A 26,398-nucleotide genomic window follows, 5' to 3' on the forward strand; every position below is an offset into this window, starting at 1 on the left:
GACTCGGCAATACGCTTCATGCCGGGGTAACCAACGGTGTCGAACGACGCGCGCGATTAACAGCGACGCAATGCGCCGTCTCACAATCTGTGGTTCAAGGCTGCAGAGGGCGTGGGATGCAGATTCAATACCTTCACTGGAATGCTGCCCATGGCTGGCGCCGAGCGGACGCCTTTCGCGAGCCTCCCCAGCTCGTGCTCTATTTCGGCAGCCGTGAGCAGCTGCTGGACGGCCAACGTTATCGCGAGTTGCGCGGCCTCTATCCCGATAGCCATATCGTCGGTTGCAGCACCGGCGGACAGATCCATGGCGACGACATCCGCGATGATGAAGTGGTCGCGGTCGCCCTGCGCTTCGCCCACACGCAAGTCCGGCTGGTGCAGGAAGTCGTCGAAACGCGCGATGCGTCGCGGGCCTGCGGCGCGCGTCTTGCCCGGCAGGTACTGGCGGTGGATCTGGCCGGCCTGTTCGTCCTGTCGGATGGATTGGCGGTGAATGGGGGCGAACTGCTTGCCGGACTCACTGAAGTCCTGGGGCCGGATTTGCCCGTCACCGGGGGGCTCGCCGGCGATGGAACCCGATTTGAACAGACGATCGTCGGAGCCGACGCGGAGCCGTCGCCGAACCGCGTCGCCGCGATCGCATTCTATGGGGCTTCGTTCCGTTTCGCGCACGGCTGCGCCGGCGGCTGGGATGTGTTCGGGCCCCGCCGCAAGGTCACGAAGGCGCTGGGATCGGTGGTCGTGGAGCTCGACGGCGAGCCGCCGCTGGAGCTCTACACCCGCTATCTCGGCGAGGAGGAGGCCGAGGCGATGCCGGGTTCGGGTCTGGCATTCCCCTTGCGCATTCACGACGAGGCTGAGCCGAACCGGCAGATCGTGCGCTCGGTGTTCGCGGTGGACCGCAATGCCCGCACCCTGACGTTCGCCGCCGACATTCCGGAAGGATGCACCGCGCAATTGATGCGCGCCAATTTCGACAGCCTCGCCGCCGGTGCAGGCGAGGCCGGCAGGCAGGCGCGCAGCGCACTCTCGGACGGGGTCGACGGCGACAAGCTGGCGATCCTGGTGAGCTGTACCGGCCGCCGCAGGGTGATGGGGCAGCGCACGCAGGACGAGCTGGATGCCGTTGCCGCCGAACTCGGCGAGGATTTCGTCCGGATCGGATTCTACTCCTACGGCGAGTTCGCCCCGCCGACCGGGTCCGGCCGCTGCGAACTGCATAACCAGACCATGACGGTCACCGTCATCGGGGAGGCGGCAGCTTGACCACGCATCGGCTGCTCGCAAGACAGATCCGCCAGGCGACGGACGAATCCGGACAGGTCGATCTGACCAGGCTCGGTGAACTCGTCAGCGCGGCCTATGAGGAGAGCGATCGCGACCGCCGCCGCACCGACCGTGCGATCAAGCTGATGATCGAGGAGCTCGAGCAGACGCATAAGCGCGCCGAACAGGATCTGCTGCGGGCGCGCGAATTCCTCGACAGCATCATCGAGAATATCCCGATCGCGGTATTCGCCAAGGATGCGAAGGACTCCCGCTACGTTCTGCTCAACCGCGCCGGCGAAGAATATTACGGAATGCCGCGCGAGGCGATGTTGGGCAAGACTCCGGCGGAGATCTTCCCGGAGAATATCGCCCGCCTCGTCAACGAGCAGGATCGCGGCGTCGTCGATAGCGGTACGCCGCTGTTCCTGGAGGGGCATCTGCTCGATGTCGGCGGCAAGGGCCGCGATCGTCTCGTCAATTCGCGCAAGCTGCTGATCAGGGACGGTGCTGGTGCGCCGCAATATCTGGTCGGCGTGATCGAGGACGTTACCGAGAGGATCACGAACGAGGCGCGGATCAGCCATCTTGCGCATCATGATGCGTTGACCGACCTGCCGAACCGCAGCGCCTTCAACGCCGCGCTCGGCGAGCGATTGGAGCTGGCCCAGGAGGCGGCGACCAGTTTTGCCGTGCTCAGCCTCGATCTCGACCGCTTCAAGGAGGTCAACGACGTGTTCGGCCATCCCGTCGGCGACATGCTGATGCGGTCGGTGGCGGACCGGCTCGCCGCGGAAGCCGACGGCGCCTTCGTCGCCCGTATCGGCGGCGACGAGTTCATGATCCTGATGCCTGACCACGTCAGCCGAGAGGACGTTCAGGCGCTCGCCGAGCGCCTAATCGAGACGATCGGCAAGGAGCTCGAGGTCGACGATTATCTCCTCCATGTCGGCCTCAGCGTCGGCATTGCGTTTTATCCGGACGACGGCGTCAATGCCGCCACGCTGCTCGCCAACGCCGATTCGGCCCTCTATCGTGCCAAGCGCGAGGGCAGGGGGCGGGTCCGCTTCTTCGAATCCGAGATGGACCAGGAGCTGCGCGACCGCAGGCTGTTGCAGCACGATCTGCGACAGGCGCTGGAGCAGAACCAGTTCGTGGTCTACTTCCAGCCGCAGGCGCGGATCGATGGCGAGGTCATCGGCTTCGAGGCTCTGCTGCGCTGGAATCATCCGACGCGTGGCTTCGTGCCGCCGGACCGGTTCATTCCGCTTGCGGAGGAGAACGGCCTGATCGTCGAGATCGGCGAATGGGTCTTGCGCGAAGCGTGTCGCGAGGCGGCATCCTGGCCGCGGCCGCTGCAGGTCGCGGTCAATCTGTCGCCGGTCCAGTTTCAGGCCGGCGATCTCGAGCGTTCGATTCACCAGATCCTGCTCGAGACGGGGCTGACGCCGACGCGGCTCGAAGTCGAGATCACCGAGGGGGTGCTGATCGGCGATTTCACCGGCGCGCTCCATCTGCTGCGGCGGCTGAAGGCGCTCGGCATCCGCATTGCGATGGACGATTTCGGCACCGGCTATTCCTCGCTGTCCTATCTCCAGTCGTTCCCGTTCGACAAGATCAAGATCGATCGCGGTTTCATCTCCAATCTGGAGGCCTCGCCGCAATCGGCCGAGATCGTCCGCGCGGTCCTGAGCCTCGCGCACGCCCTGAATATCCCGGTCATTGCCGAAGGGGTGGAGACGGAAGCGCAGCGTGCCTTCCTGGCGCGCGAGGCCTGCGAGGAGATGCAGGGCTATCTGGTCGGCCGGCCCGACCTGATCGAGCGCTATCTCGACCTGGTCGGAATGACTGTAGAGCGCCGGCACTATGCCTAAAGCGTGATGCGATCAGGATGAATCGTCATCGCGCTTTAGGGTGTTGTTCAGCATGATCTTCTCGGAAAACCGCTGCGCACGTTTCCGGATCGTGCTTTAGTCCTCAGGTCCGGCGACGCGGTTCCGGGCGTCAGCCGGCACCGTTTGGAACTTTGGCCCGGACATATATTTCCTACCAGCGAGGCCAGGCGCGCGGTGGGCGCAGCAAATCTTTTGCATAGCCGCCATCGGCCTGACGCAAATAAGGGCAATAAGCTCTGCAAATGCGAGGGAGGGTCTCATGGAGAACGTACGTCGCTACCGGGCGCTGGCGTCCCTCTGTCGTCAGCAGGCAGCCTACCGGCCGCTTCAGAACTGGGAACTCCTCGGCCAGGCCGAACATTTCGAATATCTCGCCGAGGTCGAGCTCAAGGCGCATTTCGACGCGTGCAACGTGCAACATGACGAGGGCGCCGCAACGCCCCCGACATGGAAGACCCCGGTTGCGGCGTGACGGCGCCTGTTGGTCTCAGTGCGACATCAGCGTCGGGACCGTCATGGCTTCCAGCATGGCGCGGGTGACGCCGCCGAGAACGCGTTCCTGCAGTCGCGAATGGCCGTAGCCGCCCATCACCAGGAGATCGAGCCCCTCGTCGGCCGCCAGCGACAGGATGGTCGGCTGGATGTCGGCGCGCGTCGCCGACAGGGCGACCGTGCGGGTCGACAGTCCACGCCGGCCGAGATGTCTTGCCAGACTGCTCGCTGAAGCTTCGTCGGAGACCGCGTTCGACTCGTTGATGGTGATGATCACGATCTCATCGGCGCGCGCCAGGAACGGTGCTGCGTCGTGCACGGCGCGGGCGGCGACGCGGCTGCCGTCCCAGCAGATGCCGACCCGCTCCGCCTTGAACGCTCCGTGGAAAGTGTAAGGCAGGAACAGCACCGGGCCGCCCGACTGGAACAGGATCTCGCCCGGCACGTCGTTGTCGAACGCGCCCTGCGCCGGATCGGGCTGAAGCACGACGCTGAGGTCGTGCAGCCGCGCCATTTCGCCGAGCGAGCCGGCTGCGTCCACCGGGATCGCGCCGAGCGGGCGGCAGGCGTAGGAGATGCCGGCATTCGCCGCTTCGATTTCGAAGACTGAGAGCGCGGCCTCGGCCCGCTCCACGGCGCGCTCGCGTTCCAGTTCGAACACGGCCGCTACCGCGGCGCCGCCCTCCATCACGTAGGCTGCACTGGTCGCGACATAACCGACCGCGACCGCGTCGAGATGGGCGTTGAACTGCGCCGCGAGCGAAATCGAGCCATCGATCGCGGGACGCATGGGACGTTCGGTGGGGATGTGGACGAGAATGTCTGTGTACATGGGGCGCCTCCGATGGCCATCATCCGGTGGCCGCAGTCTTTCACTGCCCGGCAGACCCGCGTTGAGCTGCATCAAATGCGAGGGACGACCTCGCCGCAGCCATCGCTTGTTCTTTGCCAAGATTTAATCGGATGGACGGGACGTCGTAAGGTGACGACGTCCATGTTGGACGCAAGGCGACAATTACCCAACATGGACATTACGACATGAACGATCGCGCCAATTCCGACAACCCGACATCCCGCAAGATATTGAGGCCGCGCCGGCTCGCGCTGCTCGGCACCGTGGCCGCGCTCGGCGTAGCCGTGCTGGCGGCTTCTCCCGGCTCTTCAAAGTTCGGTCCGAGCTCCTTCATCGCGCCGGCCCAGGCCGCCGAATCCGCCGCGACGCCGCCGGGCTTCGGTGACCTGGTCAGCAAGGTCAAGCCCGCCGTCATCTCGGTGCGGGTCAGGATCGACCAGGACAACGACAAGAGCGCCATGCTGCAACAGAACCGGATGGATCAGGACGGGGAGACGCCGTTCGACCAGTTCTCGCGGCAGTTGGGCTTCCGCTTCCCTGGCGGCCCGAACGGCATGCCGCGCCAGCGCCATCAGATGGTCACCGGCGAAGGCTCCGGCTTCTTCATCTCCGCCGATGGCTATGCCGTGACCAACAACCACGTCGTCGACCAGGCCGCGTCGGTGCAGGTGACGATGGATGACGGCACGAGCTACACCGCGAGGGTCGTCGGCACCGACCCGAAGACCGATCTCGCGCTGATCAAGGTCGACGGCAAGACAGACTTTCCGTTCGTCACATTCTCCGACCAGAAGCCGCGCATCGGCGACTGGGTGGTCGCGGTCGGCAATCCCTTCGGTCTCGGCGGCACGGTGACCGCCGGCATCGTCTCGGCCAGCGGCCGCGACATCGGCAACGGTCCCTATGACGACTTCATCCAGATCGACGCGCCCATCAACAAGGGCAATTCCGGGGGCCCGGCCTTCGACATGAGCGGCAAAGTGATCGGCGTGAACACCGCGATCTTCTCGCCCTCAGGCGGCTCGGTCGGCATCGGCTTCGACATTCCGGCCTCGACCGCAAAGCTCGTCGTCGCGCAGCTGAAGGACAAGGGCGCGGTGACCCGCGGCTGGCTCGGCGTGCAGGTACAGCCGGTGACGGCCGACATCGCCGACAGCCTTGGCCTGAAGGAGGCGCGCGGCGCCATCGTCGACAATCCGCAGGACGGCAGCCCGGCGGCGAAGGCCGGCATCGCGGCGGGCGACGTCATCACCGCCGTCAACGGCACCGCGATCAAGGACTCCCGCGAGCTCGCCCGCACCATCGCCACCCTGGCCCCGGGCAGCTCGGTGAAGCTCGACGTCTTCCGCAACGGCACGACCAAGACGCTGACGCTCGCCCTCGGCGAGTTGCCGAACGAGCGGCAGGCCAAAGCAAATGGCGGTGCCGACCAGGGCCGAGAGCAGCCGAGCGCCGGCACGCCACGTCTCGGGCTCAGCCTTGCTCCGGCCGGCGAGGTCCAGGGCGCTGGCCAGAAGGGCGTTGTCGTCACCGAGGTCGATCCGCAAGGACCGGCGGCGCAGCGCGGCATCCAGACCGGCGACGTCATCCTCAATGTCGGCGGCAAGGCCGTTGCCAATGTCGGCGACGTCCGCTCGGAGCTGGCGGAGGCCAAATCGTCCGGCAAGCGCAGCGTGCTGTTGCAGGTCAGAAGCGCCGAGGCGACGAGGTTCGTCGCGGTGCCGCTCGCCTGAGGCGAACATCCATCGGCAGAAACCAAAAAGGCGGCCCTCGGGCCGCCTTCTCCGTTCGCCGACAGAATTGCGACGCCAATCGATAACATTCTCGTTAACGGCAGGGATGGTGACCCGGTTCATATGAAAAAGCCGTGTTCGCACATCACACTTCGAACGTGTTCAAGGTTCGCCGCGGCAATGACGCCGCCGAGACCGGGTTGCAAGCGTGGAACTTCGAACCTGCCGCCGCTTTGTGGAACTGGCCGGTGGTTCGGATTTGATCGGTGCCGACATGGATCGATTGAAGCTCTCGCTGAGGGGGGCGCTGCTTGCGGCGCCGTTGCTGCTCTGGGGTGGAACCGCGCTCGGTCGTGACGACGGCCGCTACGCGAACTCGCCGCTCAAGCCGTGGTTCGACAGCCTGCGCAGCCACCTCGGTCCGTGCTGCTCGGACGCCGACGGTTTTGCCGTCGCCGATCCCGACTGGGAATCGCACAACGGACATTATCGCGTGCGTCTCGACGGCGAGTGGATCGAAGTGCCGGACGAAGCCGTCATCACCGAGCCGAACCGCGCCGGCCGCACCATGGTGTGGCCGGTGAAGACCGCTTTCGGGGTCTCGATCCGCTGCTTCATGCCGGGCAGCATGATCTGAGCCGGGACTGCGTCAACGCTTGCTGGATTTGCGCTTCGAGGATTTCTTGGACGATTTCTTGGCCGCCTTCTTGGTCGTCCGCTTCTTGGAGGACTTCTTCTTCGCAGCTTTCTTCGGGACCTTCTTGCCCTTCTTGCGGGCCTTCGACAGCCCGATCGCGATCGCCTGCTTGCGACTCTTCACGCGTCCGCCACGGCCTTTGCGACCGCTCTTGGCCGTGCCCTTCTTGTAGCGGCGCATCTCGCTTTCGACGTCGCTGCCGGAGCTGCGCGAGTAGCGGCGCTTCTTTGCCTTGCGTGCCATGCATGTTCTCCCTTGGCCGGGGAGAACCATTCGACACGGGCATGGTTCCGAGGCGGCGCACGACGTTCCAGGCGAAAGCCTAGAGCGCGATGAGATGAGGAAGAATCGTCATCGCGCTCTAGGTTATTGTTTGCGCATGATCTTTTCGGAAAACCGCTGCGCACTTTTCCGGATCATGCTTTAGAAGGAGTTCGCCAGCTCGATCTCCGCTTCCAGCACCTGGATGCGCCGCGCGGCCTCGGTGGAGGACAGATCGCGCGCATATTGTGCGGGCTGATAGGCCTCTTCGCTCAACCGTTTCAGCCTCAGCCCCTGCGCCCGGGTCATCTGCTCGGCGAGAAAGATCCTGGCGTCGTATTTACCCTGAACCTGCATCCGGCTTCTCCGTCTTCAAATCGTGGCTTGACTATATGTTCTTATTTTGTTCTAACAAGTCATGGACAACAGAATTAATGAAATTCGACGTAAAATCAGCGCCTTGAGGCTGGAGATGGCCGACGTCGAGGCTTCCGTGCGTGATCGCATCAACGGGGATCGCGATTGCACCGAACAGGCTCTGGCGCAGCTGGATCTGCGCCGAAAGATCAACTTGCTGATCGGCGAATGGAAGGCGGCCGGCGGCGGCGATGTCCTGCCCGACGTCCACGACCAGGTGCGCCTTCGCCTCGTGAAGACAGTCGGTATTCCCGGGCGCGCGGCCATGCGCCGCTGATATCTTTGAGGGGGCGCCGTGGATGAGGGCCCGGACACTTACCGGATCTTGAGGTTACGCGCCGAGATTCTCGAATTGGGCTCTGCCATCCGGCAATTGCAGCGCGCGGGTCTCGACGATGCTACGGCCCAACTTCTGATCGGACGCAAGCGTGCCCAGCTCGAGCATCTCGTGAAGACGAATGCTGCGAGCCGCGGGCTCAGCACTGAAACACGCCGGCCGCAATGAGCTGGCGTCCGCCCTGGTCTGATCCGGTGAGTTAAATTGACGCAGGTAGCCAACCGCCACTCAGGCAGGAGTTCCCAGCAAAGGTTCGCTCCGCGCCTCAGGCCCGCTTCAAGATTGCTTGTCCTCGGCGAGGATGAACACGACGCCGGTGAGCGTCGCGCCGATCGCGAAGGTCGTCACCAATGTGAGAGCGAAGACGATTGCGGCCTGGCTTCCGCCGTTATTCAGCAGGCTGGCGACGGCGGGATTGCACAGGATCAGCGCGAGACTGAAGGCGAGGCCGAGGGCGGCACCCATCAATGTATGCGTCATCAGCTTGATGAGGCCGGTCGCAGAAATCAGGTCTGACGATTTCTTTGTGCGCATGGGAACTGCATCCCGATTTGGCATGCAAACGCGGACGACAATTCGCTGGTTCCAGATGAATGAAGGGAATTGTCATCGCCGGCTTCATCCGACGTTCATGCCGGGTTTGCGAGGATAAGGTCCGGCAACATGGGGAGCATCGATATGGGTAAGGTGGTCTTTCTTTACCGCTCGCTGGCCTATCGCAACGCGGCCGCGGACATTCTTCGCAAGGCCCGCAAGCTGCCGCGCGGGGCGGAGCGAAGCGCGGCGCGCCGCTATGCCAGGGCATTACGCGATCTCGCCCAGACGGAAGCCTGGCTCGAGGGACGGGTTGCGCGCGAACCGCGGACGCCGCGACGCATGACGAGCGCCGCGTCCGGCTAGCTAGCCGGATGCGCGCTGCAATTCGGCCGAGCCGGTGTCCTCGAACTTCTCGGATGGGGGCGTCGCCGCCGGCTTGCGGGTCAACGGCACTTCCAGGCGACACAACAGGCCCTCGGCTCGCCAATCGAACCGCGCTTGTCCGCCGAGCTGGGACTCCACGCTCGCCAGCAGGCTCCGCGTGCCGAAGCCGCGCGATTTCGGCGTCATGACGAGCGGACCGCCCGATTCCTCCCAGCTCAGCGTCAGCAATTGGTCCTCGACCTGCCAGCCGATCGTGAGCCGTCCCGACCTGGTCGAGAGGGCTCCGTACTTGGCCGAGTTGGTGAAGAGCTCGTGCAGGGCGAGCGCCAGCGTCTGGGCCGTGGCCGGCAGCAACTGGACCTGCGGACCTGCCAATATGATCTGGCCGCCGAGCGAATAGGGCGCCAGCTCCTCGTCGATCAGCCTGGAGAGCTCGGCACCCTGCCAGCTCGACAGCGACAGGATGGTGTGCACGCGCGCCAGCGCGTTGATGCGTCCCTCGACGGCGTTGACATAGGCCTTGACCTCGTCGGCCCGGGTGAGACGCACGATCGACTGCGCCAGCGCCAGCGCGTTCTTGGCGCGATGATCGACTTCCCGCGCCAGCAGATTCTGCCGTTCCTCGGCACGCTTGCGTTCGGTGATGTCCACGGTGACGCCGCTGACGCGGACGACCCGACCGCTATCGTCCACCGTCGCCGCCGCCGTGCCGACGCACCAGCGCACTTCTCCGTCGGGCCGCATGATGCGGAACTCGGTCTCGTAGGCCCGCGTGCCCCTGTTGAACTCGGCGATCGCCTTGCGCAACTGATCGACGTCGTCGGGATGCAACAGCGCTTGAACGTTGGCCGGGTTGACCTCGAAGCTCTCGGGGCTGACGCCGAAGATGCGATACTGTCCTTCGTCCCACATCCAATCGCCGCTGATCCAGTCCCAATCCCAGGATCCCATCTTGCCGGCCGCGATCGCCATGCTGCGCCGTTGTTCGCTCTCGCGCAGCTTCGCGGTGGAGTTCTCCAGTTCCGCCGTGCGTGCGCGGACGCGATCCTCAAGCTCCTGGTTCAGCCGTTCGAGCTCGCGGGTCTTGCGGTAGAGCTCGGCAAACACCTTGATCTTGGCGCGCAGTACTTCCGGCACGACCGGTACCGGCACGTAGTCGACCGCGCCCATCTCGTAGCCGCGCAACCGGTCGATGTCGCTGACCTGGATGGCGGAGATGAAGATCATCGCGGTCTTCTGGAAGCGTGGATGCTCACGGATCATCGCGGCGAGCTCGAAGCCGTCGAGCTCGGGCATGCAGACGTCGACGAGGATCACCGCGATCTCGGTCTTGAGCAGCACCTCCAGCGCCTCGCGCCCCGACGAGGCGATCACGAGGTTCTCGCCGAGATCCTTCAAGATCACCTCATAGGCGAGCAGCTTGGCGGGCTGGTCGTCGACGAGGAGGATATTGACCTTTTCGTGGTCCATATGCGGATCCAACTCAGCGGTGCAGCCACATGCGGATCGCAAGCAGCAATTGATCGGTGTTGACGGGTTTGGCGAGATAGTCGGACGCGCCGGCCTCCAGACACTTCTCACGATCACCCTTCATCGCCTTGGCGGTCAGCGCGATGATCGGAAGGCGAGCGAAAGCCGGGTTTTCGCGAATGACGCCGATGGTCTGATAGCCATCCATCTGCGGCATCATGATGTCCATCAGCACGATGGCGATTTCCGGATTGGATTCGACCAGCGTCACCGCCTCGCTGCCGGTCGTGGCCGTCAGCACCTTCATGCCGCGCCGTTCCAGCACGCTCGACAGCGCGAAGATGTTGCGGGCGTCGTCGTCGACGAGCAGGGCCGTCTTGCCGATCAGGTCCTCGTCGGAACTGTTCAGCTTCTCCAGCATGCGCTGCTTCTCGACCGGAAGCTCGGTGATCACGCGGTGCAGGAACAGTGCGGTCTCGTCGAGCAGCCGTTCCGGCGATTCCACGCCCTTGACCACGATGCTGCGCGCCATGGTGTGGAGTTCCGCGTCCTCCTCGGCCGAAAGCTCACGGCCGGTGAAGACGACGACCGGAACGTTCGACAGCGCCTCGTCGTTGCGGATCTGATCCAGCACCTCGAAGCCGCTCATGTCGGGCAGGCGGAGGTCCAGCACCACGCAGTCGCAGGGCGTCTGGCGCAACGTCGAGAGCGCACCGGCGCCCGTCTCCGTCGTGACGATCTCGATGTCGTCGTGATGCAGCAGCTCGCGGATCGAGAGCTGCTCGGCCTCGTTGTCCTCGACGATCAACAGCCGCTTGCGCCGCGGCCGGGCATATTCCTTGATCTGAGTCAGCGCCGCGGAAACGCCTTCGGTCGTCGTCGGCTTGTTGACGAAGGAGAACGCGCCACGCGCCAGCGCATGCTGGCGGTCCTCGTCCAGCGTGATGATCTGCACGGGGATGTGGCGGGTCAGCGGATTGTGCTTGAGCTGGCTCAGTACGGTCCAGCCGAGCATGTCAGGCAGGAACACGTCGAGCGAGACGGCTCTCGGCTGGTATTGCTTGGCGAGCTCGAGCGCTTCCGCGCCGCGGGCGGCGACAAGCACCTTGAAGCCCTTGTCGCGGGCCAGATCGACCAGCACGCGGGCGTAGTGCGGATCGTCCTCGACGATCAGGAGGATGGTGTCACCGGGTTCGAGGTTGAGCCGGTCGTCGGGAAGCTGCTCGATGACGCGCTGCTGATCGGGCGCGGCCGTCTGTAGCGCCGGCGGCTGGCTGTGTTGCTGTGGCGCGGGCGCCGCGCGCGGCGCGAGCGTCGGGCCGGAATATTTCAGCGGCAGATAAAGCGTGAAGGACGAGCCCTTGCCCGGCGAGCTGCGCAGATGGATCTCGCCGCCGAGCAGGCTGGCGAGTTCGCGGCTGATCGCAAGTCCGAGACCGGTGCCGCCGTATTTGCGGCTGGTGCCGGCGTCGGCCTGCTGGAACGCCTCGAAGATCAGCTTCTGCTTCTCCAGGGGAATGCCGATGCCGGTATCGGACACTTCGAACGCGATCACGGCCGGTGCGGAGTTCAGCACCGGGTGATCCGTTCCCCAGCCGCCGACCGCGGCGGTGACCTTCAGGCGCACCTCGCCTTCGGCGGTGAACTTGAAAGCGTTGGAGAGCAGGTTCTTCAGCACCTGTTGCAGCCGCTTGGAGTCGGTGACGATGCTGCGCGGAAGGGTCGGATCGACGTCGATCTTGAACGACAGATTGCGGTTGTCCGCCTCGTGCCGGAACGGCCGTCCGACGGTCTCGAGCAGGTTGGCGGTCAGGATTTCCTCGGCGTCGACCGTCACCGTGCCGGATTCGATCTTGGACAGATCCAGAATGTCGCTGATGAGGTTGAGCAGGTCGGTGCCGGCGCCGTGGATGGTGCGGGCGAATTCGACCTGCTTGGCCGTGAGGTTGCCGTCCGGATTGTCGGTGAGCTGCTGTCCCAGGATCAGGATCGAGTTCAGCGGCGTGCGCAGCTCGTGGCTCATATTGGCGAGGAATTCGGACTTGTACTTCGAGGTCAGGGCGAGCTCGGTCGCCTTCTCCTCCAGGGCGCGGCGGGCCTGCTCGATCTCTTGGTTCTTGCGTTCGACCTCGACGTTGCGCTCGGCAAGCTGCTGCGCCTTCTGCTCGAGCTGGTCGTTGGTCTGCTGCAATTCGCGCTGCTGGGTCTGGAGCTCGCCGGCGAGCTGTTGCGACTGCTTGAGCAGGCCTTCGGTCTGCATCGTCGCTTCGATCGAATTGAGCACGATGCCGATGGAGTCGGTGAGCTGCTCCAGGAACGTCATCTGCGAGGTCGTGAAGGAGACGAGCGAGGCGAGCTCGATCACAGCCTTGACCTGGCCTTCGAACAGCACCGGCAGCACGACAAGGTTCTTCGGCGCGACGCGGAACAGCGCCGAGTTGATCGGCACCACATCGGATGGAATCTCGCCGACGACGCGCGGCCGCTTGTCGAGCGCGCACTGGCCGATCAGGCCTTCGCCGAACTGCAGCACGCGGGGATACGGATAGACGCCGTCGCTGGCATAGGAAGCCAGCAGCAGGAGCTGCGGATTGTCCTCGCTCTCGACCTGGTAGATCACGCCGGTATGCGCGTTCACCAGCGGCGACAGCTCGGTGAGCAGCAGCCGGCCGACGGTGGTGAGATCGCGCTGGCCCTGCAGCATGTTGGTGAATTTCGCCAGATTGGTCTTGAGCCAGTCCTGCTCGGTGTTCACGTCCGTGGTGAGACGGAGATTCGTGATCATCGTGTTGATGTTGTCTTTCAGCTCGGCCACCTCGCCGCGGGCGTCGACCTGGATCGACCGCGTCAGGTCGCCCTTGGTGACGGCGGTCGCGACCTCGGCGATCGCGCGCACCTGCGAGGTGAGGTTGGCGGCGAGCAGGTTGACGTTGCCGGTGAGGTCCTTCCAGGTGCCGGCGGCGCCCGGCACGTTGGCCTGACCGCCGAGCCGGCCTTCGACGCCGACTTCGCGCGCCACCGATGTCACCTGGTCGGCGAAGGTCGCGAGCGTCTCGGTCATGTTGTTGATGGTGTCGGCGAGGGCCGCGACCTCGCCCTTCGATTTGACCGTGAGATTCTGCTTCAGATCGCCGTTGGCGACGGCCGTGACGACCTTGACGATGCCGCGCACCTGCTCGGTGAGGTTGGCCGCCATGAAGTTCACGGTGTCGGTGAGGTCCTTCCAGGTGCCGGCGACGCCGGGCACCTGGGCCTGGCCGCCCAGCTTGCCTTCGGTGCCGACCTCGCGCGCCACGCGCGTCACTTCGCCGGCGAAGGCGTTGAGCTGGTCCACCATGGTGTTGATGGTGTTCTTCAGCTCGAGGATTTCGCCCTTGACGTCGACGGTGATCTTGCGGGAGAGGTCGCCGCGCGCGACCGCCGTGGTCACCTCGGCGATGTTGCGGACCTGTGTGGTGAGGTTCGCCGCCAGGAGGTTGACGTTGTCGGTGAGGTCCTTCCAGGTGCCGCCGACGCCGGGCACGACGGCCTGGCCGCCAAGGCGGCCCTCGGTGCCGACCTCGCGGGCGACGCGCGTCACTTCGGCGGCGAAGGAGCGGAGCTGCTCGACCATCGTGTTCAAGGTGTCCTTGAGCAGCAGGATCTCGCCGCGCACGTCCACCGTGATCTTCTTCGACAGGTCGCCGCCTGCGATCGCGGTCGCGACCTCGGCGATGTTGCGGACCTGGGCGGTGAGGTTCGAGGCCATGAAGTTGACGTTGTCGGTGAGGTCCTTCCAGGTGCCGGCGACGCCGGGCACCTCGGCCTGGCCGCCGAGCTTGCCTTCGGTGCCGACCTCGCGCGCCACGCGGGTCACCTCGCCGGCAAAGCCGTTGAGCTGGTCCACCATGGTGTTGATGGTGTTCTTGAGCTCGAGGATTTCGCCCTTCACGTCGACGGTGATCTTGCGCGACAAGTCGCCGCGCGCCACGGCGGTGGTCACTTCGGCGATGTTGCGGACCTGGGCGGTGAGGTTGCCCGCCATCGAGTTCACGCTGTCGGTCAGGTCCTTCCAGGTGCCGGCGACGCCGGGCACGTTGGCCTGACCGCCGAGGCGGCCTTCGGTGCCGACCTCGCGCGCCACGCGCGTCACCTCGCCCGCGAAGCGGTTGAGCTGGTCGACCATCGTGTTCAGCGTGTCCTTGAGCTGAAGGATCTCGCCGCGCACGTCCACGGTGATCTTGCGCGACAGGTCGCCGCCGGCGATCGCGGTCGCCACTTCTGCGATGTTGCGGACCTGGGCGGTGAGGTTGCCCGCCATCGAGTTCACGGAATCGGTCAAGTCCTTCCAGGTGCCGGCGACGCCGGGCACGCCGGCCTGGCCGCCGAGCTTGCCGTCGGTGCCGACCTCGCGGGCGACGCGCGTCACTTCGCCGGCGAAAGCGTTGAGCTGGTCCACCATGGTGTTCAGGGTTTCCTTCAGCTGAAGGATTTCGCCCGATACGTTCACCGTGATCTTCTTCGACAGATCGCCCTTGGCGACCGCGGTCGCGACCTCGGCGATGTTGCGGACCTGGCCGGTCAGGTTGGAGGCCATCGAGTTGACGCTGTCGGTGAGATCCTTCCAGGTTCCGCCGACGCCGCGCACCACCGCCTGGCCACCGAGCTTGCCTTCGGTGCCGACTTCGCGGGCAACGCGCGTGACTTCGCCGGCGAAGGCGTTGAGCTGGTCCACCATGGTGTTGATGGTGTCCTTCAGCTCCAGGATCTCGCCGCGCACGTCCACCGTGATCTTCTTCGACAGGTCGCCGCCGGCGACCGCGGTCGTCACCTCGGCGATGTTGCGGACCTGCGCGGTCAGGTTCGACGCCATCGAGTTGACGCTCTCGGTAAGGTCCTTCCAGGTGCCGGCGACGCCGAGCACGTTGGCCTGTCCGCCGAGCCGGCCCTCGGTGCCGACCTCGCGGGCGACGCGCGTGACTTCGCCGGCGAAGGCGTTGAGCTGGTCGACCATGGTGTTGAGCGTCTCCTTCAGCTGAAGGATTTCGCCCGAGACGTTCACCGTGATCTTCTTCGAGAGGTCGCCGCTCGCGATCGCGGTGGCGACGTCGGCGATGTTGCGGACCTGCGCGGTCAGGTTCGAGGCCATGAAGTTGACGTTGTCGGTGAGGTCCTTCCAGGTGCCGGCGACACCGGGCACCTGGGCCTGGCCGCCGAGCTTGCCTTCGGTGCCGACCTCGCGCGCCACGCGCGTCACTTCCGAAGCGAACGAGTTGAGCTGGTCCACCATGGTGTTGATGGTGTCCTTCAGCTCCAGGATCTCGCCGCGCACGTCCACCGTGATCTTGCGCGACAGGTCGCCGCGCGCCACGGCGGTGGTGACGTTGGCGATGTTGCGCACCTGTGCGGTCAGGTTGCCGCACATCGCGTTGACGGAGTCGGTGAGGTCCTTCCAGGTGCCGGCGACGCCGGGCACGATGGCCTGGCCGCCGAGCTTGCCGTCGGTGCCGACCTCGCGCGCCACGCGCGTCACCTCGGAGGCGAACGACCGGAGCTGGTCGACCATCGTGTTGATGGCTTCCTTGAGCTGCAGGATCTCGCCGCGGACGTCGACCGTGATCTTCTTGGAGAGGTCGCCGTTGGCGACCGCGATCGTCACCTCGGCGATGTTGCGAACCTGGTTGGTCAGGTTGTTCGCCATCGAGTTGACGCTCTCGGTGAGGTCCTTCCAGACGCCGGTCACCTCAGGCACCTGGGCCTGGCCGCCGAGCTTGCCTTCGGTGCCGACCTCGCGCGCCACGCGCGTCACCTCGGAGGTGAACACGCCGAGCTGCTTGATCATGGTGTTGACGATGGTCGCCGACTGCAGGAACTCGCCGCGCAGCGGGCGGCCGTCGACGTCGAGCTTGACGGTCTGGAGCAGGTCGCCCTGCGCGACGGCCGCGACCGCGCGCGTCACCTCGCGCGTCGGCCACAGCAAATCGTCGATCAGCGTGTTGACGGACCCTTCCATGTCGGCCCAGGAGCCCGAGGCGAGGCCGAATTTCACGCGCTGCCGGGTCTTGCCTTCGCGGCCGACCACCTGGCCGACCAGCTCGAGCTGCTGCGCCATGCGCTGGTTGGCGGCGATGATTTCGTTAAAAGTGTCGGCGATCTTGCCGTCGATGCCGAGGTAGTCGCCGCTCATGCGCACCGAGAAATCGCCGCTGCGCATGGCCTGCAGGGCCAGCAGCAATTCGGCCCGGGAATCCGGATCAGACAAACCATTGGTTTTTGGCTTTGGGACGCGACGACCGGAGCGTGATGCAGTTCCGGGATCGAGGTCGCTCATACTTATTTTCCCCCGCAGGCGTCGCCCGAATCCAAGGCAAGACGCAATTGGTCAAAATAGAGCGTCAGCCAAATTCGAAATCAAGCGCCAAGGTTGCGGCGCGAGGAAATGGAACCTGTCTTGCTCAGCCCAACGGCACTAACCGCAAACCCCTGATTTGGTTCCACACGGCTTCGAAAAGAGACGATTCCGGCGGCCTGCGGTGTCACCGGTCCCCCTTCGGAACGGAGCGCCGCGCCTCGCGGTTAGCCCGCGCGCAGAGGGAGAATGGACATGAAAGCAGGACTTGCCGCGATGATCGTCGTGCTGTTTGCCGGGGCGGCCTTGGCCCAGGGCGGCGCCCCCAGCGGTCGCGGGGCGGTGACCGGCGACCCCGCCGCCAGCTCGGCCAACCCCAAGGCGGATTCCCCGACCACGGGGAGGGCAGCCCGCTCCAACCCTAGCGGAAGCGGGACCTCATCTTCGGGCGGCAAGGACGACAATGGCGATGCGGGCCGGGACAAGATGCCGGAGAGCAGCACCGTGCGACCAGAGAGCCAGCAGCATCATCCGAACGACAAATAGGGGGACTACTTGTCCGCCATGGTCCGCTCGGCATCCTTGACCTGCGCGCGCAGCACCGGCAGCAGCTCGCGCGCGAAGGCCGCGAGCGCAATGTTGTCGGGCGCCTTCAGATAGCTTTCGAGCAGCTCGATGGCCGATTCATATTCGGGAATCTGCGAGGCATAGAAGCTTCGGACGTAGCTTGGTCCGTCCGAAGTTTCGGGCTCGATCAGGCTGGCGGCGACGGACGTCGTCTTGCCGACGCGGGGCTCAGCGCCGATCGTCTCCTGAATCTGCTTCAGCGCCTTGTCGCGTTTGGCCGCTTCCTCGGCGCGCAAGGCGGCGAGGTGCTTGACCTCGGCGTTGCCCTTCAGATCGGTGCTCTCCAGCAGACCCTGCTGAAAGCGGCTGAAATTGTAGAGGCCGCTGATGACCTCGGTTGCGCTCGGCGGGCGGTCGAGAGGCTTTCGTTCACCGGTGCTGTCGGCAAGCGCAACAGTGCTGATGAATGCCATCATGATGGCGACGAGAACTCGCATCGATATCAACTGCGGATGGCGGGCGAAGTTCCCTGAACGTTACGATGCGGTAAGGGCATTGCGGCCCGGGAGTTCCGTCCCCACGTCCTTCCCATGAAACAGTCTGACATCTTCAGAGACAATGCCGACAATTGCCTTCAGCTCGCCGAGCGTGCGGAAGGACAACCCGCGCACAAGCGCTATTCGCGTATGGCGGACGCCTGGACGGCCCTGGCTCACGAGCAGGATTGGCTGGATGGCGAGGTCCCGCCCGTTCCGGGTCGCTTCCCTCAACAGCGGGACGCGTAAGCGTTCTCCGCTTGGTGAATCCGCGTGTGAGACCGCTCACGGAATGCAAGCGACCAATCCGGGATGATCGGGAATAGTCAATCGCGTCGGTTTTCGATTCCAGTAGGAGGTTTGCGATGGCTCCACGTCTGGCTCTGCTTTCCCTGATTTTCGCCTTTGGCGTCTCGGTCGCGTTTGCGACGGTGACGACGGTGCGCCAGGTGCATCTGGGGAGTGCATCGGCCGCGGTCCATGCGACGCACAGCTAGGACCAAGCCGGAACATTCGACGCCGCAGTGCGTAAGCGCTTCGAGACATCACGAGAGGCGAAGGCACATCATGGCCCATTCCGACCACGGCATAGTCAAGGACAAGCGCGCGGAGGAGCAGCCCCGCGACAAGCAGCGTGCACAGTCCGTGCACAAGGCGGATCCGAAAGGTTCCCCCTCGCGGGAAGCGACGCGCGATCCGAAGCTGAACGATAACAGCAAGACGCCCGGCTCCGGCATGACGCCGGATGATTCCGGCGGCGCGCCGAGCGGCTAGACCGAACTCCAGCTTTCGCGCGGGGAACGAATCCCCGGGCGTGGAGTCGACAGGTTGCTTCCGGTTTGCATGCCCCCGGTGCACCGGAAGCAATCTCCAAGGACGGCCCTGGCGCCCACCGTGCCGGGGTCGTTTGCTTGTGGCCGGCGTCTACGGCTCAGTCCCGTTGCCGCCCTCGGGATCTCCGTGGGTATGTCCTTCCGGTCCCCGGCCGAATACGCCGAAGCTGCTCGACTTCACGCCAGCCGCCGCCTCGACGCCCGCGGCGGCCAGTCCGAACCTGAGCAGCTCGCGCACCGCTGCCGCCCGGGTGGGCATGCGGTGTTTGAACCGGAAATCGTCAACGGCGGCCAATTCTTCCGGCGAGAGCATGACCTGAAGGCGCTCAGCGCGAAGCTCGTTCATGGTCGATCACACAAATTGAGTAGGTTGAGTAGGTTACTCAACGAACTAACCCGGCGCGGGTTCCATGAGGGGGCGAGAAGGTCTCCAGACGAGTAAAAAATCCGAGTATAATCAATAAGGTAGGCTTGAAACGAGTGACCCGGTGGCGCATTTTCCTGGAAAAGGGAGAGAAGCCATGACGGACGAAGTCAGGTTGCCCCGCAAGCTTTCCGAAGAGCCGGAAGCCTCCAAACCGGTTCGTCCAAGCCACCAGAAGGTCATCGAGCAAGTCGAGCGCTGGGCCAACAGCCCGGGCTGCAACCCCGCGGACGGAGGATGCGAAGACGGTCTGAGCCGAGACGTTGATGCTACGGGACGGTGCCGCGGCGCCTCGCTGAATGCGCGATGCGCTCGGTCTGCGCGGCGCGGGAGGTGATGCGAAGCTTTCGCCTCAACCACCACGCCGAGACCGCAACCGCCGCCCATACCAGAATGGCGGCGACGAATGCGCCGATCGCGGTGGTCGACACCACGACGTAGAAGACCGCGGCGAACGCTGCGAGACCGATGCTTCCGAGGCCGGCACCCGCAGCATCGAGCGCCGCGGCCTGCTGCCCGCGCCTGCCTCCGCTGAGGCCGGCCTTCTCCTTGGCGCGGCGTTCATGGCTTTCGATCAGCGTGGCGCTGGCGCAGAAGATGGCGGGAAGCGCGAGGAAGAGCCCGCCGACGGAGACGCCGAAACGTGAGCTCACGACCCCCGTAACGACCGTTGCCAGCCCGCCGAGCAGAAAGCGAACACCATACTCGTACCATCGCGTCTGTTTGAGCGCCGATGAAGACAGCTTGACCAGCATCAGGCCGCACCTCCGAAGCCAGCGAGCAGACCGAAGGCGACGACGAGCCATACCGCAAAAGCGACGACGGTGGCCGGCAATGCGGCGAGATGAAACCTCATCAGGAGATGGCAGACGGCGAGGCCGTAACAGGCGAGTGCGATGGCGCCGTAGATCATCGTCCAGCTCTCGGCGGCGGCATATTGCGGGCCGTGCTGGACGACGGCGATGCTGAGCGTGGCCAGCGCGACCGACGGCGCCGCGCCGAGCAGCCCGGCAAAACTCTTCGGTCGCAGCATGTCGCCCAAGATCGCGAAAGCGGAGACGATCAGACCGCCGGCGATGAAGCGCACGAGATATTCGGTCATGGCCGTATCCACGAGGCTTGAGGCGGCCGCTTCGCCAGCGTGAACGGCCTCAACAGCCGCTCGACGATCACGCCAAGCGCGAAGCCTGCCACCACGTCGCTGGTCCAGTGCGCGAGCACCACGACGCGCGTCAATGACAGGGCCACGGCAGTTGAGCGCACCAGCCGGCGCGGGACGGAGTTCAGCAGCCCGGCCGCCGAGGCCAGCGCGCCCATGTGCAAGGCATGGCCGGAAGGGAACGCATCGCGGGACCGCCCCGAAATGGGAACGCCGTGTGCATGACCGAGCAGCGTCAGTCGGTCGGGCCTGATCTGGTCAAACAGGGACTTCAGCAGGTGCGGCAGCACCGCACTTGCCAACGAGACTGCCAACACATGGTTTGCCGCAGGGCGCGCTTCGGGCCGCCGGATCTGGGCGTAAAGCCATCCAGCCGCAGCGAGCGCGAGCAGCACGTGCTCGTCCGCAGCCCAGGTCAGAGTCTGGGCGGCTTGCTCGATGCCTGAATTGGTGTCGCGCGCAATTTCGCTTGCGATCGCCTGATCGATCCGCGTGGGTTTTACTTTTACAAGTGCCATCGGTCTGGCGAGATATTTTTCGTGACCGTCGTGTAAATTCTGTATGACAATGAATGTTCCGGTGACGTGCCGTGTCGCGTATCCCTCGTTGGCGGGCATCGTTGCGGGACGAGGAGGACGCCGCGCGGCGGCCTCCCCGGTGAACCCCGTTACTTGGACTGGCCGACGCTCGGCGCCTTGCCCAGCTCCTTGGCCATGTCGAGATGGTGTTTCAGGGCGGGGAGCGTCTTGCCGGCCCAATTCTTGAGTTCGGCATTGTCGCCGCCCTTGGCGTAACGCTCGAACAGCGACACGGCGTCTTCATGGGCGCTGACCTGATAGGAATTGTAGTCCGAGCTGAAGTCCTTGCCGTTCGCGCTCTTGAGCTTGTCGAGCTTGCTCTGGTGTGAGCTGTCGAGCTCCGTCGGAAGCGTCGCCTGGATCTTCTTGTCGCCGACCAGGCCCTTGAGCTCGGTGCTGGTCTTGGTGTGATCGGTGATCATCTGCTGCGCAAAGCTCTTTTCCTGCGCGTTGCCCTTCTGCTGGGCAAGCTTGCTCGACTCGATCTCGAACATGTCGCTGATCGCGACCTGCTTGATGAAGTCGGGGGTGGACGGTGCGACGCCGAGCGCCGAATTGACGCCGGTCTTCTCGCCCAGCGATTGGGCGAGCGCAGGGCCCGCGAAGAGCACGCAGGCGAGGGCGATGACGGCACGTCTCATGTTTGGTCCCTCCTATCGGGTGCGCGGCCTCATGCCGCGCGATCTTGGCGCCGATCAACACGTCGCAGGGGCCGTGGTTCCTAACGGCTAATCTGCGGGATGCCGCCCGGTGCGCGGATTGATGGGGTCGGTCGGTTTGCGTCGAAGCCGCTCCGGCAGAAACGGCTCGGCGGCGTCGGCCGTGGCGTCGGCACGCACGTCGGCATGGCGCTGCGCGCGCTGGTGCGGCGTCGTATTGTCGTTGAAGTGGTGTTTCACGTCGACGCCATCGACGGGATCGTTGACACCGTGCTGGATATCGCGGAAGTCGCTCATGGTTCACCTCATTCCTTTCCGGGCAGGATCGTTTCGAGCACCTGCCGCGCCGCTCCCTTGATCATCCCGCCTTCGTTCGGATCGCCCTTCAGCAGGGCGAGGGAAAAGTTCTTGGCCTGTTGCAGCGTGATATGCGGCGGCAGCGGCGGCACTTCGGGATCGGTCTTCACCTCCAGCACGACGGGCATCGCGCTCGCCAGTGCCTGCTCCCAGGCCGAGCCCAGCTGCTCCGGGCTGTCGACGAAGATGCCGTGCAGGCCGATCATTTCTGCGAACCGGGAATAGGGGACGTCCGGAATGCGCTGCGAGGCCTCGAACTTGGGATCGCCATTGATGACACGCTGCTCCCAGGTCACCTGGTTGAGATCCTCGTTGTTGAAGACGCAGACGATGAAGCGCGGATCCTTCCAGTTGCGCCAGTACTTCGCCGCGGTGATCAATTCGGCCATGTTGTTCATCTGCATCGCGCCGTCGCCGACGAGGGCGATCACTGGCCGATCCGGATGGGCGTACTTCGCGGCGAGCGCATAGGGCACGGCGGCACCCATCGAGGCGAGGCCGCCGGAGAGCGAGGCAATCATGCCGCGCCGCATCTTCAGGTCGCGCGCGAACCAGTTCGCGCAGGAGCCGGAATCGCTGGTGACGATCGCGCGCTCGGGCAGGCGCGGGGACAATTCCCAGGCGACGAGCTGCGGATTGACCGGCGCCGCCGGCTGATGTGCCCGGCCATCCAGCGTCTTCCACCATTTGGCGACGTCATCTGCGATCCGCTGGCGCCAGGCGCCGTCGGCCTTGGCTTGCAGTCGCGGCAACAATGCGCGCAGTGTCTCCGCGGCATCGCCGACGAGGCCGACCTCCATGGGAAAGCGGATCGACAGCATGCTGGCGTCGATGTCGATCTGCACGCCGCGTGCGGCGCCTTCCTTCGGCAGGAATTCGGCATAGGGAAAGGCCGAGCCGACCATCAGCAGCGTGTCGCATTCCATCATCATATTGTAGCTGGGCTCGGTGCCGAGCAGGCCGATCGCGCCGGTGACCCACGGCAGATCGTCGGGCAGCGCCGCCTTGCCGAGCAGTGCCTTGGCGCAGCCGGCCGACAGCCGGTCGGCGACGGCGATCACCTCGTCGGTGGCGCCAAGCGCGCCGGCGCCGACCAGCATCGCAACCTTCTTGCCGGCATTGAGGACCTCCGCGGCGCGATCGAGATCGGCCTCGCGCGGCGTGATACTGGGCGCGCTGTAGCCGATGCCGGAATGCAGCGTGCCGTGTGCGCGCGGCGGGCTTTCGTATGGCTCCTCCTGCAGATCGTTGGGCAGGATGATCACGGTGGGGGTCCGCCGCGCCAGCGCGATCCGAACCGCGCGATCGATCAGGTGCCGCACTTGTGCAGGCGAGGATGCCTGCATGACGTAGGCTCCGGCGACGTCCTTGAACATCGAGAGCAGGTCGAGCTCCTGCTGGTAGTGCCCGCCGAGGGCATTGCGGGCCTGCTGACCGACGATCGCCAGCACCGGCTGGTGATCGAGCAGCGCATCGTAGAGCCCGGTGATGAGATGCGAGGCGCCGGGGCCCGAGGTCGCAATGCAGACGCCGAGTTCCCCTGAAAATTTCGCGTAAGCGGTGGCCATGAAGGCCGACATCTCCTCGTGCCGGGCCTGGATGAAGCCGATCTTGCCTTCGGCCCGGTTCATCGCGCCGAACACGCCGTTGATGCCGTCGCCGGGATAGCCAAAGACGTGGCGCACGCCCCATTGATGCAGACGCTGGACGATGAAGTCGGAGACGGTCTGGGACATCGCGCGAACCCTGGCTGAGTGTGTGAACTCAGAGAACGGCTCCTTTCCTGCGATGTTCCTGGCGCGCTCCGGGAACACGCCCGGAACGATCGCTGCCCCCTCGCGATTGATTCACATATGGCTGAGTGGAGAATGACGATGCTGAATCAGGGCGAACTGGACCGCGACGAAATGGGCCGGCTGATCGGAAGCGACAAGGTCGAGGGAACATCGGTCTTCGGGGCCGATCGGAACAAGATCGGTTCGATCGAACGGGTGATGATCGACAAGATCAGCGGCAAGGTCTCCTACGCGGTGCTTGGTTTCGGTGGATTCCTCGGCCTCGGCAATGATCATTATCCGTTGCCCTGGCAATCCTTGAAATACGACACCGAACTTGGCGGCTACATTACCGCGATCACGGCCAAGGATCTGGAAGGTGCTCCGAGATACGGCGAGAAGACCGAATGGAACTGGCGCGATGAAGCGGCCGTGCGCGGTATCAATGCCTATTACGGCGTCCCGTTCGCGTAGCAGAAGGATCAACCGATGAGCAAGGAACGCCCTACCGACGATCCCCGTGATCAGAATGATTGGGGTTCGCACAGACAGACGGACAAGCCCTGGAAGGGCAACCCGGAAAAGGAGCAGGGATCGGACGAGGTGAAGCCCGATCTCGAGAAATGGCATCGGACGAAGACCCACTGAGATAGCTGCTTGCCCGCCGCCGCTTGCGTCATTGCGAGCGCGGCGAAGCAATCCAGATTCCCTCGGCGGAGAAGATTCTGGCTTCGTCGCGAGGGCTCCTCGCAATGACGGTATCGAGAGCAGCGCCGGCCGCCGCAACGGCGACATCCATGTCGTCCATCTCATTATCGATTCCGGCGTCGACACCGAATGGGTACGGCAGCGCCGGCTGGAGGCGCTCGGGCCCGATGCGCTTGATAATCCCGATCTCTTGATGCCGCCGTCCTCGGTCGCGGACGCCTATTGGCAGCTCTACCGGCAGCCGAAGAGCGCCTGGACCTTTGAAATGGAGAGCCGCCCATTTGGAGAGAAATGGTGACCGCGTCGCAAAAGTCCGGCTAGACTGCCCCCCAACACAAGCGAATTCCGGGAGGAGAAAGCAAGTGAAGACAGCGATCACCGAGCTGTTCGGCATTGAACATCCAATCATCCAGGGCGGCATGCATTTCGTCGGCTTTGCCGAGCTGGCCGCCGCTGTGTCCAATGCCGGCGGGCTCGGCATCATCACCGGTCTCACCCAGAAGACGCCGGAGCTGCTCGCCAAGGAGATCGCGCGCTGCCGCGACATGACCGACAAGCCGTTCGGCGTGAACCTTACCTTCCTGCCGGCCTTCTCGGCGCCGCCTTATCCGGAATACATCGCCGCCATCGTCGAGGGCGGCATCAAGGCGGTGGAGACCGCCGGCCGCAGCCCTGAAGCCTACATGCCGGCGCTGAAGGCCGCCGGCATCAAGGTCATCCACAAATGCACCTCGGTCCGCCACTCGCTGAAGGCCGAGCGCATCGGCTGCGACGCCGTCAGCGTCGACGGCTTCGAGTGCGGCGGTCATCCCGGCGAGGACGACATTCCCAACATGATCCTGCTGCCGCGCGCAGCGGAGGAATTGAAGATCCCATTCGTCGCCTCCGGCGGCATGGCCGACGGGCGCAGCCTGGTCGCGGCATTGTCGCTGGGCGCAGCCGGCATGAACATGGGCACGCGCTTCATCGCCACCAAGGAGGCGCCGGTGCATCAGAACGTGAAGAATGCGCTGGTCGCAGCGACTGAGCTCGATACCCGCCTGATCATGCGCAGCTTGCGCAATACCGAGCGCGTGCTCAGAAATGCCAACGTCGATCGCCTCATCGAGATCGAGCGCGAGAAGGGCGACAAGCTGAAGATCGACGACATCCACGACCAGGTTGCGGGCGTCTACCCCAAGATCATGCTGGAAGGCCAGATGGACGCCGGCGCCTGGAGCTGTGGCATGGTCGCAGGGTTGATCCATGACATCCCCTCCTGCAGGGAACTCATCGATCGGATCATGGAAGAGGCGGAACAGATCATTCGCAGCCGCCTGATGGGTTTCCTGGATGGGACGGGGGCGGCGCGAAAGGTCGCCTGACACCGCCAAACTTCTTAACCACGGCGGCACTTGGCCGCTGGAATTGCGCGCGACGCCTCCTAAATAGGGGTAAATTACCCCTTTCATACTGGAATTTCAGGAGGTGTCCGTGGTCCTGAAAAGCGGTTCTTTTGCAATTGCCGTTGCCCTCGTCATCGCATGGGGCGGCATCGCCCGCGCCGACGACTACAAGCCAGACGAATATCTCGGTCTCGATCTCTCCAGGGCCGTGCTGTCGCCGAAGCGTCTCGGGCCCGAGACGCAGTTCGCACCCGTCGCCCTCGAAGCGCGCGGCGGCAACGAGGCGCAGGCGCGCGCGGAGCCCCTCGACGTGCCGAAGAAGCTGGCCGCCGAACGCGTCCGTGTGGCCGAGCCGAAGGCCGCGCATGCGAAGAGCGCGCAGCCGCGCGGCGCAGCCCGCGCGAAGCTGGCGCATCGTCACGGCAACCCGCTCGACGCACAGGCGATGGACACCCGCATCCAGACCTGGCCCTGCCGCACCGGAGGCATCTGCAACTGGAAGCGCTAGGCGTGATGGGATCAGATTTGATTGCTCCAAGGCAGGTGCGCTCCCTCTCCCGCTTGCGGGAGAGGGTCGGGGAGAGGGCTGTATCCTCAAAGGGACAATCTCCAAGAGGAGAAAGCCCTCTCCCGGCGCTCCGCGCCGACCTCTCCCGCAAGCGGGAGAGGTGAACGACCCCCGGCAGTCGATCTAACCTAAACCCATTCCGCACTAGGCAGCGACGCTGCGGCCGCTTCACCTCGC

At 64.8% G+C, this 26,398-nt stretch carries 30 protein-coding genes and 1 pseudogene; 17 read left to right on the plus strand and 14 right to left on the minus strand.

Annotated features, from left to right (window positions below):
* The first annotated feature begins 116 nt into the window (after positions 1 to 116).
* The 3 genes from E4K64_RS02840 (at position 117) to E4K64_RS02850 (ending at position 3,635) form a co-directional block, all read left to right on the plus strand.
* Positions 117 to 1,268 (plus strand): FIST signal transduction protein, encoded by a 1,152-nt coding sequence (locus tag E4K64_RS02840; RefSeq protein ID WP_135162091.1) that lies wholly within the window; start codon positions 117 to 119, stop codon positions 1,266 to 1,268.
* On the plus strand, positions 1,265 to 3,142 hold the full coding sequence (locus E4K64_RS02845; RefSeq protein WP_135162092.1) for a putative bifunctional diguanylate cyclase/phosphodiesterase: 1,878 nt from the start codon (positions 1,265 to 1,267) through the stop codon (positions 3,140 to 3,142). The genes E4K64_RS02840 and E4K64_RS02845 overlap by 4 nt, the downstream gene beginning before the upstream one ends.
* Before the next feature lie 280 nt (positions 3,143 to 3,422).
* Positions 3,423 to 3,635: a hypothetical protein gene (locus tag E4K64_RS02850; RefSeq protein WP_135162093.1), complete on the plus strand. Its 213-nt coding sequence runs from the start codon at positions 3,423 to 3,425 to the stop codon at positions 3,633 to 3,635.
* A 15-nt stretch (positions 3,636 to 3,650) separates the two neighbouring features.
* Here the strand turns inward: E4K64_RS02850 and E4K64_RS02855 are convergent, their stop codons facing one another.
* Complete coding sequence (locus tag E4K64_RS02855; RefSeq protein WP_167771781.1) at positions 3,651 to 4,487, minus strand: universal stress protein; 837 nt, start codon at positions 4,485 to 4,487, stop codon at positions 3,651 to 3,653.
* A 206-nt stretch (positions 4,488 to 4,693) separates the two neighbouring features.
* On the opposite strand from E4K64_RS02855, the gene E4K64_RS02860 reads away from it, so the two are divergent.
* Positions 4,694 to 6,241: a Do family serine endopeptidase gene (locus E4K64_RS02860; RefSeq protein WP_135162094.1), complete on the plus strand. Its 1,548-nt coding sequence runs from the start codon at positions 4,694 to 4,696 to the stop codon at positions 6,239 to 6,241.
* A 274-nt stretch (positions 6,242 to 6,515) separates the two neighbouring features.
* Positions 6,516 to 6,878 (plus strand): hypothetical protein, encoded by a 363-nt coding sequence (locus tag E4K64_RS02865; protein ID WP_135162518.1) that lies wholly within the window; start codon positions 6,516 to 6,518, stop codon positions 6,876 to 6,878.
* Positions 6,879 to 6,890: 12 nt separating this feature from the next.
* On the opposite strand, the gene E4K64_RS02870 is transcribed toward E4K64_RS02865, so the two are convergent.
* Together E4K64_RS02870 and E4K64_RS02875 are read right to left on the minus strand one after the other, a co-directional pair.
* On the minus strand, positions 6,891 to 7,181 hold the full coding sequence (locus tag E4K64_RS02870) for a DUF6496 domain-containing protein (RefSeq protein ID WP_126256715.1): 291 nt from the start codon (positions 7,179 to 7,181) through the stop codon (positions 6,891 to 6,893).
* 180 nt (positions 7,182 to 7,361) lie between these two features.
* Complete coding sequence (locus E4K64_RS02875) at positions 7,362 to 7,556, minus strand: DUF3072 domain-containing protein (protein WP_135162095.1); 195 nt, start codon at positions 7,554 to 7,556, stop codon at positions 7,362 to 7,364.
* Positions 7,557 to 7,671: 115 nt separating this feature from the next.
* Between E4K64_RS02875 and E4K64_RS02880 the strand changes: the two genes are divergently transcribed.
* Both E4K64_RS02880 and E4K64_RS41045 read left to right on the plus strand, forming a co-directional pair.
* Positions 7,672 to 7,893 (plus strand): hypothetical protein, encoded by a 222-nt coding sequence (locus tag E4K64_RS02880; RefSeq protein ID WP_135162096.1) that lies wholly within the window; start codon positions 7,672 to 7,674, stop codon positions 7,891 to 7,893.
* Positions 7,894 to 7,911: 18 nt separating this feature from the next.
* Positions 7,912 to 8,121: a hypothetical protein gene (locus E4K64_RS41045; RefSeq protein WP_135162097.1), complete on the plus strand. Its 210-nt coding sequence runs from the start codon at positions 7,912 to 7,914 to the stop codon at positions 8,119 to 8,121.
* Positions 8,122 to 8,229: 108 nt separating this feature from the next.
* On the opposite strand, the gene E4K64_RS02890 is transcribed toward E4K64_RS41045, so the two are convergent.
* Positions 8,230 to 8,487, minus strand: a complete 258-nt coding sequence (locus E4K64_RS02890) for a hypothetical protein (RefSeq protein WP_135162098.1) — start codon at positions 8,485 to 8,487, stop codon at positions 8,230 to 8,232.
* Between the two features lie 144 nt (positions 8,488 to 8,631).
* Here E4K64_RS02890 and E4K64_RS02895 point away from each other — a divergent pair, with 144 nt between their 5' ends.
* Entirely contained in the window at positions 8,632 to 8,853 is a 222-nt protein-coding gene (locus E4K64_RS02895) for a hypothetical protein (protein ID WP_135162099.1), read from the plus strand.
* Here E4K64_RS02895 and E4K64_RS02900 read toward each other — a convergent pair whose 3' ends face one another.
* Together E4K64_RS02900 and E4K64_RS02905 are read right to left on the minus strand one after the other, a co-directional pair.
* Positions 8,854 to 10,344: an HWE histidine kinase domain-containing protein gene (locus E4K64_RS02900; RefSeq protein WP_135162100.1), complete on the minus strand. Its 1,491-nt coding sequence runs from the start codon at positions 10,342 to 10,344 to the stop codon at positions 8,854 to 8,856. It lies immediately after the preceding gene.
* Positions 10,345 to 10,357: 13 nt separating this feature from the next.
* Positions 10,358 to 16,654: a HAMP domain-containing protein gene (locus tag E4K64_RS02905; protein WP_135162101.1), complete on the minus strand. Its 6,297-nt coding sequence runs from the start codon at positions 16,652 to 16,654 to the stop codon at positions 10,358 to 10,360.
* Positions 16,655 to 16,927: 273 nt separating this feature from the next.
* Between E4K64_RS02905 and E4K64_RS02910 the strand changes: the two genes are divergently transcribed.
* Positions 16,928 to 17,218 carry a hypothetical protein gene (locus tag E4K64_RS02910; RefSeq protein WP_135162102.1) on the plus strand — a complete coding sequence of 97 codons (291 nt, stop codon included), beginning with the start codon at positions 16,928 to 16,930 and terminating at the stop codon, positions 17,216 to 17,218.
* 5 nt (positions 17,219 to 17,223) lie between these two features.
* On the opposite strand, the gene E4K64_RS02915 is transcribed toward E4K64_RS02910, so the two are convergent.
* The gene (locus tag E4K64_RS02915) at positions 17,224 to 17,736 is read right to left on the minus strand and encodes a DUF4142 domain-containing protein (protein ID WP_135162103.1); all 513 of its coding nucleotides are present in this window, start codon (positions 17,734 to 17,736) and stop codon (positions 17,224 to 17,226) included.
* 93 nt (positions 17,737 to 17,829) lie between these two features.
* On the opposite strand from E4K64_RS02915, the gene E4K64_RS41050 reads away from it, so the two are divergent.
* The 3 genes from E4K64_RS41050 to E4K64_RS02925 all read left to right on the plus strand — a co-directional run bounded on the left by E4K64_RS41050 (position 17,830) and on the right by E4K64_RS02925 (position 18,549).
* Entirely contained in the window at positions 17,830 to 18,024 is a 195-nt protein-coding gene (locus E4K64_RS41050) for a hypothetical protein (protein ID WP_126256773.1), read from the plus strand.
* Positions 18,025 to 18,140: 116 nt separating this feature from the next.
* Positions 18,141 to 18,272, plus strand: a complete 132-nt coding sequence (locus E4K64_RS41585) for a hypothetical protein (RefSeq protein ID WP_283812308.1) — start codon at positions 18,141 to 18,143, stop codon at positions 18,270 to 18,272.
* 70 nt (positions 18,273 to 18,342) lie between these two features.
* The gene (locus E4K64_RS02925; protein WP_126256706.1) at positions 18,343 to 18,549 is read left to right on the plus strand and encodes a hypothetical protein; all 207 of its coding nucleotides are present in this window, start codon (positions 18,343 to 18,345) and stop codon (positions 18,547 to 18,549) included.
* Between the two features lie 150 nt (positions 18,550 to 18,699).
* Here the strand turns inward: E4K64_RS02925 and E4K64_RS02930 are convergent, their stop codons facing one another.
* The 7 genes from E4K64_RS02930 to E4K64_RS02960 form a co-directional block, all read right to left on the minus strand.
* Positions 18,700 to 18,954, minus strand: a complete 255-nt coding sequence (locus tag E4K64_RS02930) for a hypothetical protein (protein WP_167771782.1) — start codon at positions 18,952 to 18,954, stop codon at positions 18,700 to 18,702.
* Between the two features lie 347 nt (positions 18,955 to 19,301).
* Entirely contained in the window at positions 19,302 to 19,787 is a 486-nt protein-coding gene (locus E4K64_RS02935) for a hypothetical protein (RefSeq protein ID WP_135162104.1), read from the minus strand.
* Complete coding sequence (locus E4K64_RS02940) at positions 19,787 to 20,134, minus strand: DUF3147 family protein (protein WP_135162105.1); 348 nt, start codon at positions 20,132 to 20,134, stop codon at positions 19,787 to 19,789. Before E4K64_RS02940 ends, E4K64_RS02935 begins: the two co-directional genes overlap by 1 nt.
* Positions 20,131 to 20,709 (minus strand): phosphatase PAP2 family protein, encoded by a 579-nt coding sequence (locus E4K64_RS02945; protein WP_135162520.1) that lies wholly within the window; start codon positions 20,707 to 20,709, stop codon positions 20,131 to 20,133. The genes E4K64_RS02940 and E4K64_RS02945 overlap by 4 nt, the downstream gene beginning before the upstream one ends.
* 149 nt (positions 20,710 to 20,858) lie before the next feature.
* On the minus strand, positions 20,859 to 21,410 hold the full coding sequence (locus E4K64_RS02950) for a DUF4142 domain-containing protein (RefSeq protein WP_135162106.1): 552 nt from the start codon (positions 21,408 to 21,410) through the stop codon (positions 20,859 to 20,861).
* A gap of 87 nt (positions 21,411 to 21,497) precedes the next feature.
* Positions 21,498 to 21,725 carry a hypothetical protein gene (locus E4K64_RS02955; protein WP_135162107.1) on the minus strand — a complete coding sequence of 76 codons (228 nt, stop codon included), beginning with the start codon at positions 21,723 to 21,725 and terminating at the stop codon, positions 21,498 to 21,500.
* Positions 21,726 to 21,733: 8 nt separating this feature from the next.
* A complete protein-coding gene (locus E4K64_RS02960; RefSeq protein ID WP_135162108.1) occupies positions 21,734 to 23,521 on the minus strand; it encodes a thiamine pyrophosphate-requiring protein in 1,788 nt (595 codons plus the stop codon).
* A gap of 138 nt (positions 23,522 to 23,659) precedes the next feature.
* Between E4K64_RS02960 and E4K64_RS02965 the strand changes: the two genes are divergently transcribed.
* The 5 genes and pseudogenes from E4K64_RS02965 (at position 23,660) to E4K64_RS02980 (ending at position 26,161) form a co-directional block, all read left to right on the plus strand.
* Positions 23,660 to 24,034 carry a PRC-barrel domain-containing protein gene (locus E4K64_RS02965; RefSeq protein WP_135162109.1) on the plus strand — a complete coding sequence of 125 codons (375 nt, stop codon included), beginning with the start codon at positions 23,660 to 23,662 and terminating at the stop codon, positions 24,032 to 24,034.
* A 15-nt stretch (positions 24,035 to 24,049) separates the two neighbouring features.
* Positions 24,050 to 24,208: a hypothetical protein gene (locus tag E4K64_RS40165; RefSeq protein ID WP_164718484.1), complete on the plus strand. Its 159-nt coding sequence runs from the start codon at positions 24,050 to 24,052 to the stop codon at positions 24,206 to 24,208.
* 142 nt (positions 24,209 to 24,350) lie between these two features.
* Positions 24,351 to 24,566: pseudogene (locus E4K64_RS02970) on the plus strand (short-chain dehydrogenase); the annotation flags it as partial.
* A gap of 64 nt (positions 24,567 to 24,630) precedes the next feature.
* Positions 24,631 to 25,632 carry an NAD(P)H-dependent flavin oxidoreductase gene (locus tag E4K64_RS02975; RefSeq protein WP_135162110.1) on the plus strand — a complete coding sequence of 334 codons (1,002 nt, stop codon included), beginning with the start codon at positions 24,631 to 24,633 and terminating at the stop codon, positions 25,630 to 25,632.
* 109 nt (positions 25,633 to 25,741) lie between these two features.
* Positions 25,742 to 26,161, plus strand: coding sequence for a hypothetical protein (locus tag E4K64_RS02980; protein ID WP_135162111.1), 420 nt, complete (start codon positions 25,742 to 25,744; stop codon positions 26,159 to 26,161).
* The last annotated feature ends 237 nt before the right edge of the window (positions 26,162 to 26,398 follow it).

The sequence above is a fragment of the Bradyrhizobium frederickii genome (assembly GCF_004570865.1).
In the GTDB taxonomy this organism is placed as follows: domain Bacteria; phylum Pseudomonadota; class Alphaproteobacteria; order Rhizobiales; family Xanthobacteraceae; genus Bradyrhizobium; species Bradyrhizobium frederickii.

Excerpts from the sequence above, each read along its gene's own strand:
- E4K64_RS02880 (WP_135162096.1), top strand. The coding sequence starts at position 7,672 with ATGGCCGACGTCGAGGCTTCCGTGCGTGATCGCATCAACGGGGATCGC.
- E4K64_RS02910 (WP_135162102.1), top strand. The coding sequence starts at position 16,928 with ATGAAAGCAGGACTTGCCGCGATGATCGTCGTGCTGTTTGCCGGGGCG.
- E4K64_RS02930 (WP_167771782.1), bottom strand. The coding sequence starts at position 18,954 with ATGAACGAGCTTCGCGCTGAGCGCCTTCAGGTCATGCTCTCGCCGGAA.
- E4K64_RS02955 (WP_135162107.1), bottom strand. The coding sequence starts at position 21,725 with ATGAGCGACTTCCGCGATATCCAGCACGGTGTCAACGATCCCGTCGAT.
- E4K64_RS02850 (WP_135162093.1), top strand. The coding sequence starts at position 3,423 with ATGGAGAACGTACGTCGCTACCGGGCGCTGGCGTCCCTCTGTCGTCAG.
- E4K64_RS02940 (WP_135162105.1), bottom strand. The coding sequence starts at position 20,134 with ATGACCGAATATCTCGTGCGCTTCATCGCCGGCGGTCTGATCGTCTCC.
- E4K64_RS02865 (WP_135162518.1), top strand. The coding sequence starts at position 6,516 with ATGGATCGATTGAAGCTCTCGCTGAGGGGGGCGCTGCTTGCGGCGCCG.
- E4K64_RS02950 (WP_135162106.1), bottom strand. The coding sequence starts at position 21,410 with ATGAGACGTGCCGTCATCGCCCTCGCCTGCGTGCTCTTCGCGGGCCCT.
- E4K64_RS02875 (WP_135162095.1), bottom strand. The coding sequence starts at position 7,556 with ATGCAGGTTCAGGGTAAATACGACGCCAGGATCTTTCTCGCCGAGCAG.
- E4K64_RS02870 (WP_126256715.1), bottom strand. The coding sequence starts at position 7,181 with ATGGCACGCAAGGCAAAGAAGCGCCGCTACTCGCGCAGCTCCGGCAGC.
- E4K64_RS02965 (WP_135162109.1), top strand. The coding sequence starts at position 23,660 with ATGCTGAATCAGGGCGAACTGGACCGCGACGAAATGGGCCGGCTGATC.
- E4K64_RS02935 (WP_135162104.1), bottom strand. The coding sequence starts at position 19,787 with ATGCTGGTCAAGCTGTCTTCATCGGCGCTCAAACAGACGCGATGGTAC.
- E4K64_RS41585 (WP_283812308.1), top strand. The coding sequence starts at position 18,141 with ATGGCTCCACGTCTGGCTCTGCTTTCCCTGATTTTCGCCTTTGGCGTC.
- E4K64_RS02855 (WP_167771781.1), bottom strand. The coding sequence starts at position 4,487 with ATGTACACAGACATTCTCGTCCACATCCCCACCGAACGTCCCATGCGT.
- E4K64_RS02945 (WP_135162520.1), bottom strand. The coding sequence starts at position 20,709 with ATGGCACTTGTAAAAGTAAAACCCACGCGGATCGATCAGGCGATCGCA.
- E4K64_RS02915 (WP_135162103.1), bottom strand. The coding sequence starts at position 17,736 with ATGCGAGTTCTCGTCGCCATCATGATGGCATTCATCAGCACTGTTGCG.
- E4K64_RS40165 (WP_164718484.1), top strand. The coding sequence starts at position 24,050 with ATGAGCAAGGAACGCCCTACCGACGATCCCCGTGATCAGAATGATTGG.
- E4K64_RS02840 (WP_135162091.1), top strand. The coding sequence starts at position 117 with ATGCAGATTCAATACCTTCACTGGAATGCTGCCCATGGCTGGCGCCGA.
- E4K64_RS02960 (WP_135162108.1), bottom strand. The coding sequence starts at position 23,521 with ATGTCCCAGACCGTCTCCGACTTCATCGTCCAGCGTCTGCATCAATGG.
- E4K64_RS02900 (WP_135162100.1), bottom strand. The coding sequence starts at position 10,344 with ATGGACCACGAAAAGGTCAATATCCTCCTCGTCGACGACCAGCCCGCC.
- E4K64_RS02895 (WP_135162099.1), top strand. The coding sequence starts at position 8,632 with ATGGGTAAGGTGGTCTTTCTTTACCGCTCGCTGGCCTATCGCAACGCG.
- E4K64_RS02925 (WP_126256706.1), top strand. The coding sequence starts at position 18,343 with ATGGCCCATTCCGACCACGGCATAGTCAAGGACAAGCGCGCGGAGGAG.
- E4K64_RS02860 (WP_135162094.1), top strand. The coding sequence starts at position 4,694 with ATGAACGATCGCGCCAATTCCGACAACCCGACATCCCGCAAGATATTG.
- E4K64_RS41050 (WP_126256773.1), top strand. The coding sequence starts at position 17,830 with ATGAAACAGTCTGACATCTTCAGAGACAATGCCGACAATTGCCTTCAG.
- E4K64_RS02905 (WP_135162101.1), bottom strand. The coding sequence starts at position 16,654 with ATGAGCGACCTCGATCCCGGAACTGCATCACGCTCCGGTCGTCGCGTC.
- E4K64_RS02890 (WP_135162098.1), bottom strand. The coding sequence starts at position 8,487 with ATGCGCACAAAGAAATCGTCAGACCTGATTTCTGCGACCGGCCTCATC.